This is a genomic window from Ruegeria sp. SAZD013 (assembly GCF_059612525.1).
Genome location: NZ_JBXWQT010000026.1, coordinates 51596 through 68408, shown reverse-complemented (window position 1 = coordinate 68408; position 16813 = coordinate 51596). Strand labels below are relative to the sequence as shown.

Annotated in this window: 16 protein-coding genes and 3 pseudogenes; 5 read left to right on the top strand and 14 right to left on the bottom strand. The window is 56.7% G+C overall.

Annotated elements, in window-relative coordinates:
* Positions 1 to 115: 115 nt before the first annotated feature.
* Positions 116 to 615, bottom strand: a pseudogene (locus AC2FLU_RS14195) (transposase); the annotation flags it as partial.
* Between the two features lie 321 nt (positions 616 to 936).
* Here AC2FLU_RS14195 and AC2FLU_RS14190 point away from each other — a divergent pair.
* From AC2FLU_RS14190 to AC2FLU_RS14170, 5 genes and pseudogenes are all read left to right on the top strand, one after another.
* Positions 937 to 1611 carry a phosphatidylserine decarboxylase gene (locus tag AC2FLU_RS14190; protein WP_480477954.1) on the top strand — a complete coding sequence of 225 codons (675 nt, stop codon included), beginning with the start codon at positions 937 to 939 and terminating at the stop codon, positions 1609 to 1611.
* Positions 1612 to 1623: 12 nt separating this feature from the next.
* Positions 1624 to 2370 carry a CDP-alcohol phosphatidyltransferase family protein gene (locus AC2FLU_RS14185; RefSeq protein WP_496716519.1) on the top strand — a complete coding sequence of 249 codons (747 nt, stop codon included), beginning with the start codon at positions 1624 to 1626 and terminating at the stop codon, positions 2368 to 2370.
* A gap of 9 nt (positions 2371 to 2379) precedes the next feature.
* A complete protein-coding gene (locus tag AC2FLU_RS14180) occupies positions 2380 to 3003 on the top strand; it encodes a class I SAM-dependent methyltransferase (protein ID WP_496812019.1) in 624 nt (207 codons plus the stop codon).
* A 95-nt stretch (positions 3004 to 3098) separates the two neighbouring features.
* Positions 3099 to 3811, top strand: a pseudogene (locus tag AC2FLU_RS14175) (IS6 family transposase).
* Between the two features lie 52 nt (positions 3812 to 3863).
* A pseudogene (locus AC2FLU_RS14170) lies at positions 3864 to 3938 on the top strand (IS6 family transposase); the annotation flags it as partial.
* A 66-nt stretch (positions 3939 to 4004) separates the two neighbouring features.
* On the opposite strand, the gene AC2FLU_RS14165 reads toward AC2FLU_RS14170, so the two are convergent.
* The 13 genes from AC2FLU_RS14165 to AC2FLU_RS14105 form a co-directional block, all read right to left on the bottom strand.
* Positions 4005 to 4700: an RraA family protein gene (locus tag AC2FLU_RS14165; RefSeq protein WP_496808226.1), complete on the bottom strand. Its 696-nt coding sequence runs from the start codon at positions 4698 to 4700 to the stop codon at positions 4005 to 4007.
* The gene (locus AC2FLU_RS14160; protein WP_480607614.1) at positions 4697 to 5392 is read right to left on the bottom strand and encodes an alpha/beta fold hydrolase; all 696 of its coding nucleotides are present in this window, start codon (positions 5390 to 5392) and stop codon (positions 4697 to 4699) included. The genes AC2FLU_RS14165 and AC2FLU_RS14160 overlap by 4 nt, the downstream gene beginning before the upstream one ends.
* Entirely contained in the window at positions 5389 to 6513 is a 1125-nt protein-coding gene (locus AC2FLU_RS14155) for a cobalamin-independent methionine synthase II family protein (RefSeq protein ID WP_480477944.1), read from the bottom strand. Before AC2FLU_RS14155 ends, AC2FLU_RS14160 begins: the two co-directional genes overlap by 4 nt.
* A gap of 102 nt (positions 6514 to 6615) precedes the next feature.
* Positions 6616 to 7578, bottom strand: coding sequence for a cupin domain-containing protein (locus tag AC2FLU_RS14150; RefSeq protein WP_496812018.1), 963 nt, complete (start codon positions 7576 to 7578; stop codon positions 6616 to 6618).
* A 151-nt stretch (positions 7579 to 7729) separates the two neighbouring features.
* Positions 7730 to 8704 carry a nuclear transport factor 2 family protein gene (locus tag AC2FLU_RS14145; RefSeq protein WP_480484715.1) on the bottom strand — a complete coding sequence of 325 codons (975 nt, stop codon included), beginning with the start codon at positions 8702 to 8704 and terminating at the stop codon, positions 7730 to 7732.
* Positions 8701 to 9720, bottom strand: a complete 1020-nt coding sequence (locus AC2FLU_RS14140) for a LacI family DNA-binding transcriptional regulator (RefSeq protein ID WP_480477938.1) — start codon at positions 9718 to 9720, stop codon at positions 8701 to 8703. Before AC2FLU_RS14140 ends, AC2FLU_RS14145 begins: the two co-directional genes overlap by 4 nt.
* Entirely contained in the window at positions 9720 to 10487 is a 768-nt protein-coding gene (locus tag AC2FLU_RS14135; RefSeq protein ID WP_480520782.1) for an SDR family NAD(P)-dependent oxidoreductase, read from the bottom strand. The genes AC2FLU_RS14140 and AC2FLU_RS14135 overlap by 1 nt, the downstream gene beginning before the upstream one ends.
* A 1-nt stretch (position 10488) precedes the next feature.
* A complete protein-coding gene (locus tag AC2FLU_RS14130; RefSeq protein ID WP_496808229.1) occupies positions 10489 to 11538 on the bottom strand; it encodes an ester cyclase in 1050 nt (349 codons plus the stop codon).
* An 83-nt stretch (positions 11539 to 11621) separates the two neighbouring features.
* Entirely contained in the window at positions 11622 to 12962 is a 1341-nt protein-coding gene (gene hisD / locus AC2FLU_RS14125) for a histidinol dehydrogenase (RefSeq protein WP_496808230.1), read from the bottom strand.
* Positions 12963 to 12973: 11 nt separating this feature from the next.
* On the bottom strand, positions 12974 to 13504 hold the full coding sequence (locus AC2FLU_RS14120) for an ester cyclase (protein ID WP_496808231.1): 531 nt from the start codon (positions 13502 to 13504) through the stop codon (positions 12974 to 12976).
* Between the two features lie 132 nt (positions 13505 to 13636).
* On the bottom strand, positions 13637 to 14665 hold the full coding sequence (locus AC2FLU_RS14115) for an ester cyclase (RefSeq protein ID WP_496808232.1): 1029 nt from the start codon (positions 14663 to 14665) through the stop codon (positions 13637 to 13639).
* 179 nt (positions 14666 to 14844) lie between these two features.
* Complete coding sequence (locus AC2FLU_RS14110; protein ID WP_496808233.1) at positions 14845 to 15726, bottom strand: carbohydrate ABC transporter permease; 882 nt, start codon at positions 15724 to 15726, stop codon at positions 14845 to 14847.
* 1 nt (position 15727) lies between these two features.
* Positions 15728 to 16756, bottom strand: coding sequence for a carbohydrate ABC transporter permease (locus AC2FLU_RS14105; protein WP_496808234.1), 1029 nt, complete (start codon positions 16754 to 16756; stop codon positions 15728 to 15730).
* Positions 16757 to 16813: the final 57 nt, after the last annotated feature.

Sequence of the window (16813 nt, the reverse complement as noted above, 5' to 3'; positions counted from 1 at the left end):
GCGACCTATGAACGTGTCGCATAACGAACCGGGGAAAGGGGCAAATGCGGCCCAAGCGCTATTCGTGCAACGCGGTCCGCCAAAGCCTTTCGACGCGCTTGTCATTCACCTGTCAGCCCGCATCTCTCGGCAAAGCCGCGATCCGGCGATAACCGTAGCGGCCATACTGGCGGGCCAATTCTATCATGTCCGCCACCAGGCGCTTCTCATCAGTTCGACCTTTCGGCAGCTTTCGCTGTGTGGATCGGTGCTGTTTCAGGACACGACACGCCCGGCGTTCTGAGACACGCAGTTTGCGGCGCACATGGTTGATGCAGGCACGGCGACGGGCGGGGCTCAGTAGTTTCCCTTGGCCGCCTCCGTCAGGATCAGTTTGTCCAGGGTAAGATCCGAGACGGCCTTTCGAAGACGCTCATTCTCTTTTTGAAGGCGCTTGAGTTCCTTCAACTGATCCGTACCCATTCCGCCGTACTTTTTCTTCCAGCGATAATAGGTCTGTTCAACAAGACCAATCTGCCGGATTGCATCCAGGCGGGACATGCCTTGCCCCATCAATATCTCAACCTGTCGCAACTTCGAGACAATCTCTTCCGGCTTCGGTCGCTTGTTTGCCATTCGTGGTCCTCCGTTTCCTAAACATAACGGTGGACCAGTTCAGTTGGGGAGGCTCACTGCGTTCAGTAAAATTGGATTGCCACTTGGAAGAGGATGGCGGATTGGTGGATCAGAGTAAACGACCCCAAACTTACCAGCCGTCCGCACATTTCGACCAACCTGGAACAAGGGACGCATCGTCGGCCAGAAGCGACGGCACTGGCCGAAACAGGTTTGTGCATCAGATATCGTCAAAGGATGAACTGACTGCGCTCGTCACACTTGCGTTCCTCACCAATCCTCCTATGAAAGTGCAATAAATTTATCGGGGGAAAGCTTGCGATGCGCATGCGCGATACGTTCATCAAACCGATGCACCCTGAAGGTATTCGGTTTGTCGCAATCTTTGCCGCAATAGCTGTCGGCCTGTTTTTACTTTCTGACATTCTGGGTTGGATTGGCGTCGGTCTCACGATCTGGTGTTACTATTTCTTTCGCGACCCGGAACGGGTGCCGCCGACGGAAGAGGGTTTGATCGTCAGCCCGGCGGACGGGGTGGTTTCGCTGATCGAAGCAGCGGTACCTCCGAGCGAACTTGGGATGCCCGACGCGCCGCTTACCCGTGTCAGCGTGTTCATGAGCGTCTTCAACTGCCATGTAAACCGAACGCCAGTTGAAGGTGAGATTGCCGCTGTTGCCTATCGCCCCGGCAAGTTTTTCAACGCATCCCTGGACAAGGCGAGTGCCGACAACGAACGCAACAGCTTGCGTATTCGTATGGCAAACGGTCAGGATCTGGCTGTTGTCCAAATTGCGGGCCTAGTTGCCAGACGGATCGTCTGCTTCGTAAAACCCGGTGACAAGCTGCAAACCGGAGAACGGTTTGGATTGATCCGGTTCGGATCTCGGTTGGATGTTTATCTTCCTGATGGTGTCGTGCCACAGGTGCGTGTCGGGCAAACGATGATTGCGGGCGAAACCGTCCTAGCTAGTTTGCGCACACCTGAACAAAAATAGGTGGTGGGATCTGTGGCAAAACCATCTAAGCAGGAAGAGACCGGGTTCGCGCTGATCCATTTGTTGCCCAATGCGCTGACCATAACAGCTATATGCGCGGGCCTGACGGCGATCAGATTTGGTGTACAGGGCAATTACGTGCTTGCGGTGCAGCTCATTATTGCTGCTTGCGTGCTGGATGGGTTGGACGGGCGTATTGCGCGCCTGCTCAGCAGTGACAGCAAAATCGGAGCGGAACTAGATTCACTCGCAGATTTTCTGAACTTCGGAGTGGCCCCGCCGCTCGTTCTTCATTTTTGGGCCTTGCAGGATATTCAAAACGCAGCGTGGCTTGCCGTCCTGTTTTATGCGGTATGCTGCGTGATGCGCCTTGCCCGTTTCAACGTGGGTAGCAAATCCGAAGCCTGTGATCAGAACGATGCCTATTTCAAAGGGGTCCCGGCCCCTGCGGGGTCGCTGTTGGTGATGCTGCCAATGTATGTTTCCTTCGCTTTTGCAGATGCCCCGCTGCTGCCCGGCATATTGATTTGTCTTTACATGGTGGTCATCGGTCTGCTGCTCATCAGCCGGATACCAACCTGGTCTTTCAAGACGACGCGGATCTCGCGCGAGAATGCAAAATACTTTCTCATCGGGGTCGCTGTTGTTGGCGCGGCGCTGCTGACCTATCCCTGGGTCACGCTGATCGCGCTTTGCGTTGGATATGTGGGAACGGTTGCCTGGGCCTGGCGTGGCAAGGAAGTCTCTTCTAACCGTTAAGGACCTGATATGGACATAAAAGCCGTTCAAAACTCCTATGCTCGATGGGCGCCCGTCTATGACAAGACGTTTGGAGCCATCACCTGTGTTGGGCGGCAGCACGCGGTTGACTATATCAATAGACACCCGGGCAAAGTACTGGAGGTCGGCGTGAGCACTGGTCTGTCACTGGAACACTACAAGCCCGAGATGCAGGTGACAGGGATCGATTTCAGCGAGGAGATGCTGAAAAAGGCCCGCGACAAAGTGGAAGCCCAATCACTGAGTCACGTCGAGGAGCTGCGGCAAATGGATGCCCGCTCGCTTGATTTTCCGGACAACCACTTCGATACGGTTGCGGCGATGCATGTGCTGTCCGTCGTTCCCGAACCGGAAAGGGTGATGGCAGAAATAGCGAGGGTCTGCAAACCGGGCGGCAGAGTGGTAATCACCAACCACTTCCAACGAAAGCGGGGTTTGATTGCTTCCCTTGAACGGGTTTTTGCCCCGCTTGCAAACACAATTGGTTGGCATTCTGATTTCGAAATCGACACAGTATTGCAAGAGGATGTACTGACCGTCGGAGAGCAAAGAACCCTGCCACCGCTGGGGATGATGACCTTTTTGGTTTTGACGAAAACAGCATTTGCATAACGGCCTTGTCAACAATTCTCGTGGCCCACAAACTAGGAATTGAGCAACAGGCATTGCCAAGTTGATCGCGCTGTCCTTTTCGGATAGCGCGTAACATGACCATACCGACTTCATTGCTGCGGCTGAAAGGCTTCCGTTTTCCTCGCGAAATCGTCGCTTATGCGGCGTGGGCATATCATCGGTTTGCGCTCAGCTCGGCAGATGTGGAGGGTTTGTTGGGGGAGCGCGGCGTGATCTTCAGCCGCGAAGCCATTCGCCTTTGGGTGAACCGTTTAGGGTCTCAGTTTGCCGATTGTATCCGACGAGACCGGCCCCAGCCGCACGACAAATGGCATATGGACGAAGAGGTCGTCCCGATCAACGGCGTGAAACATTGGCTGTGGCGTGCAATCGATGGCAATGGAGATGTACTCGACATTCTGATCCAGCCTCGCCGCAATGCCAAAGCCGCAAAGCGTTTTTTCGGTCGATTTGTTGTTGCCTATGGCGAACCACGTGTCGTTATCACGGACAAGCTGCGTAGCTATATACCAAGCCGTTCAAGGTCATCGCGCCGGGCGCCGACCATCGGGCGCACAAGGGGCTCAACAACCGGATCGAAGGGTCACACCGGCCGACGCAAAAGCGGGAAAAGATGATGGGTCGGTTCAAATCACTAACCTAAGAGCAACGATTTCTCGTCGCCCATAACCAAATCAATACGATCTTTCGTCCCCGCCGCTATCGCCTTTCCACTCTCTCCTACCGCCATGTCAGCGCCGACGCGTTCAAGCTGTGGCAAGGTTATGCTACCGGGCTATCGGCTTGATTGCGCGGTCTCACGCTTATTCCAATCCACTTCTGATGACTTGGCAATGCCGGTCAACATAATCCGCAAAGGTCAATTCACGCCTGGGCTCCGCCCGTTTCAGCAGTTTATCCAACTGGTAGGATAATCGCCTCTCCAGTTCCATCCTTTCAGTTCTCGAAGAAACTTGCGGAAGACCCAGACGGTCCCAAGTTTAAGTCCGAGAGGCTTCAAACGCCGCCCATGCTTTTTCGAAGGCATCGAAATCGAACCCGGTTGCGCGGGCGGGATTCAGAATCAGTTTTTCGGTTTCAAGCAACTTGATGATCGCCCGTTCAAGCTTGCCCACGACTTCGGGCGGGATAACCAGCGCGCCATGCCGGTCCGCGTGCACGAGATCGCCATCCTTGATCACAAGGCCGAAAACTGTCACCGGTGTGCCAATCTCTTTTACGTGCACAAACCCGTGGCTTGGCCCGACAGACCCTGCAACTACCGGGAATCCATCCGGCAGGTCGCCGAGGTCCCGCATCACGCCGTTGGTCAGAGCGCCGCTGATGCCAAAGCCTTTGTGGACCGTCGTATTGATCTCGCCCCAAAAGGCGCCGACGCAATCTGGATAATCAAGATCCTCAACCACGGTGACAGCCGGGCCACTCCCACTTGCCATATGCCTGTAATAGTCCATCCGACGTTGGCGGATCACCTCAGGCGGTTCTGACGGCGGGCTCACAGCAGCGATCTTCGCTGTACGGGCATATCCCACCATCGCCCCCGCATCGGGATCAGAACACAACATCGTGCCCCAGGTAAATTCACTGAATCCGCGCTTGCCCTGCGCCACTTCGATGGCGTTACAAACAGTCGGAGTGTCGACCTTTTTCAGCAGGTCCAGCAAGGATTGGTTCATATCATCTCCAGCCAGCGGATCAGGGCCGCCGTTGTTTGTTGCGGTTGTTCCAATGTCGGCAGGTGGCCGGCGTTTTCGATGATCTCCAACCGGCTTTGTGGCATCAGCTCGTGCATCAACTCATGCCTTGAGACAGGGCACAGGCCATCGTCGCGCCCACAGAGAATGAGTGCTGTGTCGGTGAAGTTGCGCAGAGTGTTGCTCTGGTCAGGGCGATCACGCAGGGCTTTGGATTGATTGACGAAAACGTCCGGGCCAAGATCCATGGCCATGTCCATGCACAAATCCAGAATGGCGGCGCGGCGCGGACCGTCCGTCAGGTAGTTCGGTTTCATCTCTTCGGCCATAACCTTGCGCAGGTTGCCACGTCCGACGGCCTCAATCTGAGGGCTGCGCGTTGCTTTGACCTCGTCCAATTCAGCAAGTGGGTTCGTGTCCATCAATGCCAGACCAGCCACACGGTCCGGTGCCTGACGCAGGATTTCCATTCCCACGATGCCGCCCATCGAGAGCCCCGCCAGAGCAAAGCGTTTGGGTGCATAGACTAACACATCGGCGGCCAGCGCCTGCATCGTTTCATGGCCTCCGATTGGTGGGCACAGGATCGGGTATTTGCCTGATAAAGCGTCAATCTGCGGAGCGAACAACCGCGCATCGCACATCATTCCGGGCAGGAGGACAAGTGGCGTCATTTGACCAGGGCAGCCCCTTCGGCAAGTGCGCCCAACTTGGCGTAGGCGATATCCGGATCTACCGCACCAAAGCCGGCAAAGGTGCCAAAGCCGCAGTCCGATCCGGCGATTACACGCTCAAGTCCAACGATTTTCGTAAACCGCTCGATACGCTGAGCAATCAGTTCCGGGTGTTCGACAAAATTGGTCGTGGTGTCCACCACACCGGGCACAAGAACCTTGTCATCCGGAATTTCACCCTTGCGGTCACGGAATACCGTCCATTCATGCGCGTGGCGCGGGTTCGAGGTTTCGAACAGTACATAGCGAGATTTGGTGGACATCAGCGTCGAAAACACCTTGTCCATGCCGATGTCGCAGCAATGTGGCCCCTCGTAATTGCCCCAGCAGATATGGACGCGCACCTTGTCGGCTGGGACATTTAGCAATGCGTGGTTCAATGCCTCAACATGCATGTTGGCGATTTTCACGAACTCGTCGTCGGACAGATCGGTGAACAGCATATGCCGCGACAGGGCCAGATCCGGGCAATCCAGCTGCAAATCCAGACCCGCACCAATGATGGTCTCATATTCTTCTTTCATCGCGTCGGCCAGCGCGGCCAGATAGGCCTCGCGCGTTGGGTAGAAGTCATTCTGCAGAAAAAGGGAAATTACCCCTGGGCTGGCGGCGTTCATAAAACCGCGCGCGACCCCGTGTTCGGTCATCGCCGCCTTGAGATTGTCTATGTCCTTCTGCAGCTCAACTTGCCCTATTGAGCGCACCTCGCCCACGCACATGGGCCGTGCATATTGGGGCGTGCCGCCATCATCCGCCAGACGTTGCAGATATCCGGGAAACATTTTGAGGTCCGCAGGCGCATTGCGCGGGCTGTCACCTGCAAAACCGGTATACCGGTCCTTGACGTAAGTGGCGTAAGAAATCTTTGAGGTCTCACCGTCCGAGACGATATCTACCCCAGCCTTGGCTTGTTTCCGCACGGTCTCGGACACGGCAGCGGTCATGCAGGCGTCAAATGCAGCCTGATCGAACGGTTCCTCTCGCTCGCGAGCAAAGATGAAATCAACGACCTTCTGATTTCGTGGCAGACTTCCCACATGGGTGGTTGAAACGCGGGTCATGTCTTCATCTCCTTCCAAATCTTGATCCAGCACCGGGCCGGAAACCCGGCGCTGGATGCGCTAAGCGCGCCCCGAATGAAACCGGGACACGCAATTTTGGCTTTATACACCCGTCCAGGTCGCGCCTGCCGGATCGTCGGTTGCGGTGATACGATACAGCCCCGCTTCTCCGGTCATCGACGGCTCGGCGCTGTAGCTTTCGCCGGGCAGAACCAGTGCGGTGTCGCCGTTGGACAGGGTGGTCTCGACCTCATTGATCCTGATGCGCCAATGGCCGCTGGCCGGCATCAGAACCACGGGTTTGTCCGCCTTGATCTGTTCGGCCACGGCCGAGCCACGGGTCAGGAAATCAACCTCGAACCCTGGCTTGTCCTTGATCAGGCCGTTTTCACCGATCACAACCGCAGGCTTGTCCGCCGCCAGCGCCATCAGGTCCCAGTAGCGGGCGACATATTTGCCGATCACCGCCTCAACGGGAACCTCGGGATAGGCTTTCAGTTCTTCCTCGGTCAGCAATGGCATGGGCTGCACATTGTGCGGCAGTTCCTCGCCCTTCTTGCTGTCATAGAGAACGCCATTGTTGCCCAGCACCAGGCCATGGGCCTGCGCGTCCTCGATCACCTGAGGCGCCCAGGTCACGCCGCCACCGGCATCGTCGCCCCCCAACATCGACATGATCATGCCATAGTCCTGGCCGACATTCTCGAACCCGCGGAAGATGCCGGTCGGGATGTTGAAGATGTCACCTTCTTCAGCGATGAACTCGCCCGCCGTGCCATAACGACCCCAGAAGAACCGCCATCGACCTTTAGCAACAAAGAACACCTCGGCGGTAGTGTGACTGTGCAGTGAGTTGCGGCATTTCGGCGGTTGCCCCGCTGCGCCGATGTTGAACCCGATCTTGTCGGTGATGTGGACGTGCTGATCCGGGCTTTCGCTGACGCCGCCGCCAATGATTGTAAAGTTCTCTTTCTGGTCTGAACCTGGCGTGTGGGCGTCGATGAACGCGGTTTTACAAGGCTTCAGTTCGCCATAACGGACGATGCGGCTTTCGATGGTACTCATATCTTTTCTCCTTTTGATTTGGGTTTGATGAAATCAATCCAAACCACCCGGCGGGCGATTGTTCAGCCGCCGGGCGCGCAGGCTGGCGCGATGGGCGTGGTACCGCCGCAACGCCTGCCCGGCATCCAGATTTGAGATACGGTGCGACATTCTAGAGATCACCGGTCTTCAGCAGAATCTGTTTCCAGATCGAGGTTTCGTCAAACAAGGTGTATTCTTTGCGCAGACCCCACGGACCGAACTCGGCGTGGCTGATGCCCAGCACAAAGACCTCGGCCCCTGTGGGCACGCCGAACACGCCCCAGCCGTCATGCTTGCCGTGCAAAGACCAGCGGATCGCGGCGCGCGGTGGCATCATCGGGTCGTCACGGCCGATCTGATGGTGGATCTTGAATTCGGCACGTGGGAACGCTGCGCGCAGACCCATCCAGAACCTATCAACCGGCCCCCAACTGTGGCCGGTCGTGCCGCCGGGATATTCTGACAGAACAGCGCGGTCGTATTCAGCCTCGATCACCCTCATATCGGCATTCATGATCCGGGTCAGGATATCCGCGTATTTCTGGCCCCATTCACTGTCATTGCCACGGCCTTTATAGGGGCCGGGCCTATCGTTCGCGGGCGTGAGGGGCTGCACGCAGGCGTCTGGCCCACCCTCGCGCGCGATCAGATCGCGGGCGTATTCCTTGGGATCCCAGCCCATCTGCTGCACGATCGCGCTCTGGTCGCGGATGAGCCACTCATCGTTGATCTGGTTGTTTATTGCGTGGCAGTCGGCAAGAATGCGGTAGATCAGTTTCTTGCCAGTCGCCTTGCCATAAACACCGTCACCGAGATGGCTCGCGGTGGATAAAAGGCGATGCGACGACAGCATGCCCTCTTCTGGCGTTCCCGACCAGATCACATCCTCGCCCAACAGTGTACGATCAGGGAACTCTGCAAGGGTCGCCATAGTGGCAGCAATGACATTCTGATTTCCGACAACCACCGACCCAGGCGAACGCACGACGATGTCCGGGGCATAATAGTCGTGCAGCGTCGCAATGCCGCGATCTTCCCAGATTTCTTTGGTGATTCCTATTATGTAATCGGGAAAGTCTTTGAATTTGGGATTAAATCCCTTCATGTCTTCCATCCTTCAGGTATGCGGGCGGAGCCTCGAACAATCAGCGGCCCGTCAATCTCGACCCGACGCGGGCCGGCATCGGGGTCCTCAATCTTGCCAAGCAGAATATCGACAGTTTCGGTGACCATGCGATTGGCAGGCTGTCGAATGGTGGTCAGGTTGTAGGCTGGCCATGAGGCGACAGTGACATCGTCGTACCCGATGACCGAAACGTCGCCCGGAACATTCAGCCCTAATTCGAACCGCAGCGTGTCCATCACGGAAATGGCCATGTGATCGTTGGCGACAAACACAGCATCAGGCGGATCGGCTTCGAACATCCTCAGCGTGGCTTGCCGGGCTTCTTCCGTCGAAAAATTTCCTACCTCACGGGCGTGCAGCGTAACCCCGGCTTTCTGCAAGGCGGCAACAAACCCTGTTTCGCGGTCACGCTGGGTCGAAGCTCCTTCCCACCCGGCGATATATCCAATCTTTTGGTGCCCAGCTGCCAACAGGAACTCAGCCGCCTTTCGACCACCGGCAACGTTGTCGGATGTAACTGACGACATTGCCGTGTCATCTTGTGCCCGATTGAACAACACCATCGGTATACCGGCCGTTCGGCAGCGGTCGGACAAATCCGAGGACAAAGCCACCGAAGCGGCGATGATCCCTTCGACCTGAAAGTCGAGTATTTCTTCGACCACATTGTCGATGTTTCCAGACTCATGCGAAGCCATGAATATCAGCACGTGGTATCCACGTTCCTGTAACGTGTTTGTCAGCTTCTCCAGCGCCTCGGGATAGAACTGGTTGTTCAGATAGGCCACGACAAGCCCGATGATCCGGCTTTTCCCGGACACCACAGCGCGGGCCAGAACGTTCGGGCGATAGCCCAGTTCCTTGGCCGCCTTGCGCACCTTTTCAACGGTTTTTTTCGATGCCGACGCGCCGGGGGTGAACACACGGCTGACCGCAGATTGGCTGACCCCGGCGAGACGGGCAACTTCTAGTGATGTAACTTTTTGTGTCGCCATCAGTCTGCCGTCCAACCTCCGTCAACTATCAATGCCGTGCCCGTCACCAGCGCCGACGCGTCCGAGGCCAGATAAACCACCGCCCCCATGATGTCCTCAATCTCTCCCGGGCGACCCAGTTTTATCTTGTCCAGAATCCAGGCCCGCTTATCCGGATCGTCGAAAGTCGACTTTGTCAGATCCGTCAGAATGAAGGTGGGGCAAATCGTGTTAACCCGGATCTTTGACGGTCCGAACTCAAGCGCCATCGCCTTGGTGAAGCCTTCAACCGCGAATTTCGACGCACAATAAACCGCGCGTTCGCGACCACCAACATGGCCCATCTGGCTAGAGATATTGATCAGTGAACCGGGACGGCCGACGTCAAGCAGGCCTTTGGCAACAGCCTGGGTCAGGAAATATGCACCTTTGACATTGACCCCTATCACCGCATCGAAATCTTCAGGCTGTGTTTCCACGGCCTTGCCGTGTCGGGCAAGCCCGGCTGAGTTCAGCAGAATATCGAACGGCCCATTTTGCGCTACAGCTTCAGCGGTTGCCGCCACGTCCGAAACATCCAGTTCCAGAACCCTGGCAGACCATCCCTGCGCCGACATATCTTTTGCAATATCCTGCAGCGCACCTGCACGGCGCGCTGCCAAAGTGACCTCAGCACCATGTTCCGCCAGCGCCACAGCGCAGGCCATGCCTATGCCCGACGAGGCTCCGGCGACCAAAGCTCGCTTGCCGCTCAGGTCGAAACTGGGGGTGCTGGGAAAATGTGGCATATCAGACCTCGCCGACCGGGAATGGGATGGTGCCCGGTACACGTGCCTTATTGAACTCACGCAGTCGGGCAAAAACATCTACGCCCAATTGCCGATACGCGTCCAGCAGATCGACCAACACCCAATTCTCGCGGATCAGCCCACCTTCCAGACGCCAGAAATCAAGTGACTTCAAAGTGATCCGTTTGCCCGAAGACGCAATCCCCATCCAGCCGTCATGGGTGACGGTCTGGATCATGTTCGGCCAGCCGGTCACAGCGGCGTAGTCGCCATCACCAAAAAAATGAAAGGTAATCTCGTCAGCGTGCTGGCCACGATCGGGCATTCCGTTGAGGAAGGGAACCTGGTGCCAGTTGCGGAATCCCGCGATACCGCGCGCTGTCCCGATCCCGGCGGGGCCGTACCAGTTCATGCGCGGATGCCAGAACCGCTCCATCTCCATCACTTCGGGCCCACCCTGGCTGGGGTGTTTCTCAAGATGTTTCAGCATGTCGACGATATGATTGCACGAGGCCAGAGATTTCACCTCATCCCACGGTCCGGATACAACGCCATCCAGAGACGCCGGGCCGGGGATGCAGAACTCCAGCCCCAGAGACGGGGCCATTGGCCAGGCATTCGCCTGCATCATGACTTCGGGAATATCCCAGAGTGTCTGGATCTCGACAACCTTGCCTTCTTCGAAACGGTAGAATTCGTGGAACCGCATATGGACCAAATGCCCGGTCGGCGGGATGTCCAGCCAGGGGGCGACAAAGGTGCCGAAGTAGTGGCCGCCGCAGCCGACCCAGTCGTTGCCCTGTTCTGTCCGACCACCCATGACGATCCAGTCGCGACGCTCAAGATCGGGCATGGATTTTAGTATCGGCGCATAACAGGTGTCATAGAGTCCCTGCGGGCCGGTCAGATCTCCGAATGGATACAACATGTGGATGGCAGCATCGGGCGCGATTACCGCCTCCAGCGCATCTCGTACCCCGGCTTCGTCGAATTTATACATAGCCTCGCGCAGGGGCGCGATCAGGGCCTTGTGGGTAGAGTGAGTATCCATTGCGAAATCTCGCATCGTGTTAACTTCTTATTCAAAAAATTCTGTTGCGCCCCGGTCGATTCCGGGCGAAAGAATCGTCCCGCTTACGAGGACGCCTCCGCCGTCTCGGGATATGGTGCGCCTTCACCATAGGGCACGTTGATGCCCCCGTAACGCCGGAGGCGGATGTTGCATTGTTCGGCATGGCCGACAAAGCCTTCCAGCATGCACAGGCGCGAGCCGTATTCGCCGATCATCGCCGCGGCCTCATCAGTGACGACTTTCTGATAGCTGTGGGTTTTCATGAATTTGCCGACCCAGAGCCCGCCTGTATAGCGCCCGGCCTTCTTGGTCGGCAGTGTATGATTGGTTCCGATCACCTTGTCGCCGTTGGCCACATTGGTGCGCGGCCCCAGGAACAGCGCGCCATAACAGGTCATGTTTTCCAAAAACCAGTCGTCGCGGTCGGTCATGACCTGAACGTGCTCGGAGGCAATGTCTTCGGCCATTTGCAGCATCTCGTCATAGGTGTCGCAGACGATGACCTCGCCATATTCTTCCCAGCTGACTTTGGCGGTACCTGCGGTGGGCAGGATTCCGAGGATACGGTCGATCTCGCTCAGTGTTTCTTGGGCCAGCTTGTGCGAGTTGGTGACGAGAACGCAGGGGCTGTTATAGCCATGCTCGGCCTGTCCCAGCAAATCGGTCGCACAAAGCTCGGCATCTGCAGCAGTTTCATCGGCGATGACCATCGTCTCGGTCGGACCCGCGAAAAGATCGATACCGACGCGGCCAAACAGCTGGCGCTTGGCTTCGGCCACAAAGGCGTTGCCGGGGCCAACCAGCATGTGAACCGGATCAATGGTCTCAGTCCCGATCGCCATGGCGCCGATGGCCTGGATCCCACCCATCACGTAGATCTCGTGGGCACCGCCCAGATGCATCGCTGCGATTACGGCCGCATTGGGTTTGCCCTGAAACGGCGGGGTACATGCGATGATGCGCGGAACACCCGCAACCTTTGCTGTTGCGACCGACATATGCGCCGATGCCACCATCGGGAACTTGCCGCCCGGCACGTAGCAGCCAACCGACTGCACAGGGATGTTCTTGTGACCCAAAATCACTCCTGGCAGAGTTTCAACCTCGATATCCAGCATCGAGTCGCGTTGTGCCTGCGCAAAGTTCGTCACCTGCTTCTGCGCGAATTTGATATCGGCCAGTTCGCGTTCAGTCAGCGAGTTGATCAATTCGTCGATCTGATCCTGGCTTAGACGGAAGCATTCCGGCGAGTAATTGTCGAACTTCTCTGACAGCTCACGCACAGCGGTATCGCCGCGGGTTTCGATATCCGCCAGCGTTGCCTCGACAACAGCTCGGGTTTTGGCATCGTCTTCTGCTCGGTCAGCTTCTGGTTTGCCGCGTTTCAGGTATTCAATAGCCATTGTCTCTATCCTCAGTTTTCAGGCCGGGGTGGAGTTTTTTCTCCCCGGTCAAATGCTTCCCAGCCTTCGCCATTGAACAGATCAACGCCAAGCTGCGTGGCGACATGGGCGAAGTCGACATTCACCCAATTGTCGATGATCTTGCCATCGACGACTTTCCAGAAATCCATGTAACGGATCTCGACCCGCTTTCCCGTCGGAGCGATGCCCAAGAACTCGCCCGAATGAGTCGCCTCCTGTCGGCCAAAAGCGGCAGCCCACTCGCCCATGTAAAGTCGGGCCTCGTCGATGCAGGTCTTATCAGAAAATGCTGCCTGGAACGGGCGCTGCCAGTTGTTCTGAAACTCCTTGAGCCCAGTTTTGGTGCCGCAGCCCTGGTTGCCGATCCAGCGGAACCCTTCGGCGAAGAATTCGCCGATATCGTCGATGCGGTGATCATTCAAACCATCGACCATGCCCTCGATCACGGCGCGGGTTTCGGTTGTCTTGCTCATGTCCGTGTCTTTGGTCAGCACGGCCTGTTCGGGGCGGGAGCCCTTCATGTGTTTTTTCCTTTTATGGTTACCAAGGGGTTTTCTGTGTCGACTGGGAAGGTCAGCCTGCTGTCAGAAAATCCCTTGGCATCCGGTTGAGCGCCGGGTGGCGCGCAATGGCGTTATGTCTGGCAGAACAGCTCATTGGGTCTGTTCAGAAATTTCGGCAAAAAGGTCGTAACCCAGTTGCAACAGCAGATGTGGAATATCGAGCATGCACCAGTTCTCGATGATCTTGCCGTCTGCGCAGCGCCACCAGTCGCAGTCACGCATAAAAACGCGTTTTCCCGTTGGCTCCAGGTCCAGGAAGGGTTTGACGTGGACGCCGGTGATCTGCGGCCAGCCGCACAGGAACGCATAGTCGCCATCCCCGGCCTTGCAATTCGAACCAACGCCGGTGACGCCTGCATCCGTGCCGTCGCCCCAGCCCTCGAACGTGTTTTCGAAAGGGGACTGGAAGCCGGCAAACGCATCCACAGTCGCATAAGAGCCTAGCCCGCCGGGACCGTACCACACCATTCGGTCATCCCAATAAGGTCGCCAGCTTTGGTCTTCGGTCGTCAGCTGTATTAGCATGTCCTCGACCAGATCTGCTGTGGCGCGTGACTGCGCTGGGTCTGATGGCCCAATGACGATGCCGTCATGAGTTGCCGGACCCGGCACGACACCTTCATAGCCCTGTAGGTTCAAAGGCCAGAGGCCGAGTGCGATGATCAGTTCTGCAAAGCCGAGGAAGACATAGGATTCGACGATCTTGCCATCTTCCATTCGGTGGAACTCACCAAACCGCAGAAATGCCAGTTTGCCACTGGGTGGAATACCACAAAGCGGTCGCGTGAAATGACCATGGAAATACCCGGTTGAGGTGACCCACTCGCTTCCCAGGTATTCGCCACCCGTGACCACATAGTTCTGACGGGTGAGCCCCTCGAACGCCTCTGATATCGCAAAGATGACAGAGCTGACGTAGCCGTTGCCATCGGGGGCTGCATTGATCGGATGGCTCGCTTCGGTAGTGGCCGTTGCGGCGAAAATCTCGCTGGCGGCCGTCTCCATGGTCTCGCCGAGGCCCTTATCAAAGCTTTCGAGAAACTGACGATAAAGCTGTTTGTTTTCAAACGTGGTTCCGGTAGCAATACCCATCGCTGGGCGATTTGCGCGCTTGTTCATGGCGCTTTCCTTTTTAGAACGTGTTCCTATTCGCTGTGACGGTGTGCTGGCACGAGGACCTGCGCGCATCAAAGCAAATGGAATTCGTCCCGGCCGACGGGCCCGGCGCGCAGCCAAGTTCAGGCTGGCTGCGTGCGCGTGGGCAGATACGGACTGAGGATGAGTGCGCCCCATTTGTGTCAGCCTTTCACAGCCCCGGCGGTCAGGCCGCCCACGATCTGACGCTGGAAGAACATCACCAGGAGGAACAGTGGAACTGTGGCTGAAACCACCGCCGCAACAGCAAACATCACGTTGCCCTCAGTCTGTGTTGTACCGAGGAAGGCGGCGATGGCAGGCACCATGGTGCGGTTGCTTTCGGACAGCAGCATCGCGCCCACAGCAAAATCGTTATAGGCCAACAGGAAGGAGAACAGCCCGGTGGTAATGACACCCGGCCACATCACCGGAATGATCACGCGTCGGAAAGCCTGAAACTGGTTGCATCCGTCGACCTTGGCACTTTCATCCAACTCGCTCGGGATGTTCTTGAAGAAGGAATGCAGCATCCACAGGGTGAACGGCTGGTTGATTGCCACCAGCACGATAATGGTGGTCGGAAGAATCCCCCAAACATTCCATTCAAAGAAGGGCAGAAGATATCCTGAGACCAGAGTGATTGGCGGCATTGCACGGAAAATCAACGCCGTGATCAAAAGCCAAAATGTGTAGCTATAGGTTGACCGCGAAAGGGCGTAACCCCCTAACGTTCCGATGGTCAGCGAGATGGTAACTACAAAGAAACACACGATCCCGGTGTTCAGAACATTGCGCCAGAACTCTTCCTGAATCCATGCGCCCTCATATCCGGTGGTGGTGAACGGCGAGCCATAAACCGCTTCGGTTCGGGCGCCGGTCAGGGCGTTGGTCCAGTCAGCGATCGAGAAGAAATCCAGCTCGACCTTGAACGATCCCCAAACCGTCCAAAGGAACGGAAAGGCGGCCAGGATAAACCAAAGGAGCACAAACAGGGACGAGGCGATCCGAAGGCTTGTAGGCATTCTTTGTGCGCGGCTGGCCATATTATCTCGCTCCTTTGAAATCGCGCCAGGTGCGGACAAGCACGGGCGACAGAAGAATGGCGACCCCGATTATCGTCATCACAGAGGTAGCGGCAGCGGAAGACAGTTGCCGAGTCTCGCCACCGAGATCGTAAAAGATGAAGGTGCTGAGTGATTGCGCATGCGCTTGTGCGCTGAAGCCGATGATAGGTTCAAACACCTTGAAGTTATCCATCAACTGGATCAGCGCAACAAATGTGACCAGAGGCATGAGGTGGGGAACAACCACAAATTTGACCTGTTGCCAGCGCGTAGCCCCGTCGATCTGGGCAGCCTCGATCTGGTCTTGGGGCAAGGTTTGCAGACCAGCATAGAACACGACAAAGGCAAAAGGAGCGGCGTGCCAAACACCATAGACCATCAGTGCTACCCACATCAGCCCTGTTGAGGCTTTTAGGCTGAAATTCGGATCTCCGGCCAGATATACGAGGGCGTTTCCGATCACCCCGCGACTGTCAATCATCCAAAACAGGATGAGCGAACCGATCAGCGGGGTCACAATCATGGGCAGAAGAGAGAAAAAGATCATCAGACCCTTGAGTTGCCGGTGCAAGGAGTTGACCGCCAACGCAATCAACAGCCCCAATACAATTGTGAGCGGTGTCACGACAGCTACGAAGGTCAGCGTAAACGCCATTGCCCGATAAAAGGGCAAATTCCCGAGCTCCGAGAAAAACTCGCCCCAATTGTCACTCGAGGCCCAGACTTGACCAAACTCCTGTGTCGCCAGATGGCCTCGATTAAAGTAAATGTCCAATCCCACAAACCGGCCCAGAGGTTGCTCGGCGCGAAGGGCCGCAGTGGCCGCTTGATCAACAGTGGTCTCGGTTGTGCATCCGATAAGCGGGGTGCAGTTCTCAACCTCCAACAGAACGGCCGGGTGCGGGGCGAAAATCGATTGGGTCACCACCGAGACAATAGGCATGGCGATGAACAACAACATCGCAAGACCTGTGGGCAAGAAGAACCAAAGGAATGTCTTATGGCGCACGTTGCAATCCTCTCATCGGTGTGTTTGTGCGGACGCCGTTCAAGAACGCCCGCACAA

What these genes read in the sequence shown, in the direction of transcription:
- AC2FLU_RS14140 (WP_480477938.1), bottom strand. Translation starts at nt 9,720, where the DNA reads ATGGCGACACAAAAAGTTACATCACTAGAAGTTGCCCGTCTCGCCGGG.
- AC2FLU_RS14150 (WP_496812018.1), bottom strand. Translation starts at nt 7,578, where the DNA reads ATGAGTACCATCGAAAGCCGCATCGTCCGTTATGGCGAACTGAAGCCT.
- AC2FLU_RS14115 (WP_496808232.1), bottom strand. Translation starts at nt 14,665, where the DNA reads ATGAACAAGCGCGCAAATCGCCCAGCGATGGGTATTGCTACCGGAACC.
- AC2FLU_RS14180 (WP_496812019.1), top strand. Translation starts at nt 2,380, where the DNA reads ATGGACATAAAAGCCGTTCAAAACTCCTATGCTCGATGGGCGCCCGTC.
- hisD (WP_496808230.1), bottom strand. Translation starts at nt 12,962, where the DNA reads ATGGCTATTGAATACCTGAAACGCGGCAAACCAGAAGCTGACCGAGCA.
- AC2FLU_RS14160 (WP_480607614.1), bottom strand. Translation starts at nt 5,392, where the DNA reads ATGACGCCACTTGTCCTCCTGCCCGGAATGATGTGCGATGCGCGGTTG.
- AC2FLU_RS14145 (WP_480484715.1), bottom strand. Translation starts at nt 8,704, where the DNA reads ATGAAGGGATTTAATCCCAAATTCAAAGACTTTCCCGATTACATAATA.
- AC2FLU_RS14190 (WP_480477954.1), top strand. Translation starts at nt 937, where the DNA reads ATGCGCATGCGCGATACGTTCATCAAACCGATGCACCCTGAAGGTATT.
- AC2FLU_RS14155 (WP_480477944.1), bottom strand. Translation starts at nt 6,513, where the DNA reads ATGACCCGCGTTTCAACCACCCATGTGGGAAGTCTGCCACGAAATCAG.
- AC2FLU_RS14120 (WP_496808231.1), bottom strand. Translation starts at nt 13,504, where the DNA reads ATGAAGGGCTCCCGCCCCGAACAGGCCGTGCTGACCAAAGACACGGAC.
- AC2FLU_RS14165 (WP_496808226.1), bottom strand. Translation starts at nt 4,700, where the DNA reads ATGAACCAATCCTTGCTGGACCTGCTGAAAAAGGTCGACACTCCGACT.
- AC2FLU_RS14130 (WP_496808229.1), bottom strand. Translation starts at nt 11,538, where the DNA reads ATGGATACTCACTCTACCCACAAGGCCCTGATCGCGCCCCTGCGCGAG.
- AC2FLU_RS14135 (WP_480520782.1), bottom strand. Translation starts at nt 10,487, where the DNA reads ATGCCACATTTTCCCAGCACCCCCAGTTTCGACCTGAGCGGCAAGCGA.
- AC2FLU_RS14110 (WP_496808233.1), bottom strand. Translation starts at nt 15,726, where the DNA reads ATGGCCAGCCGCGCACAAAGAATGCCTACAAGCCTTCGGATCGCCTCG.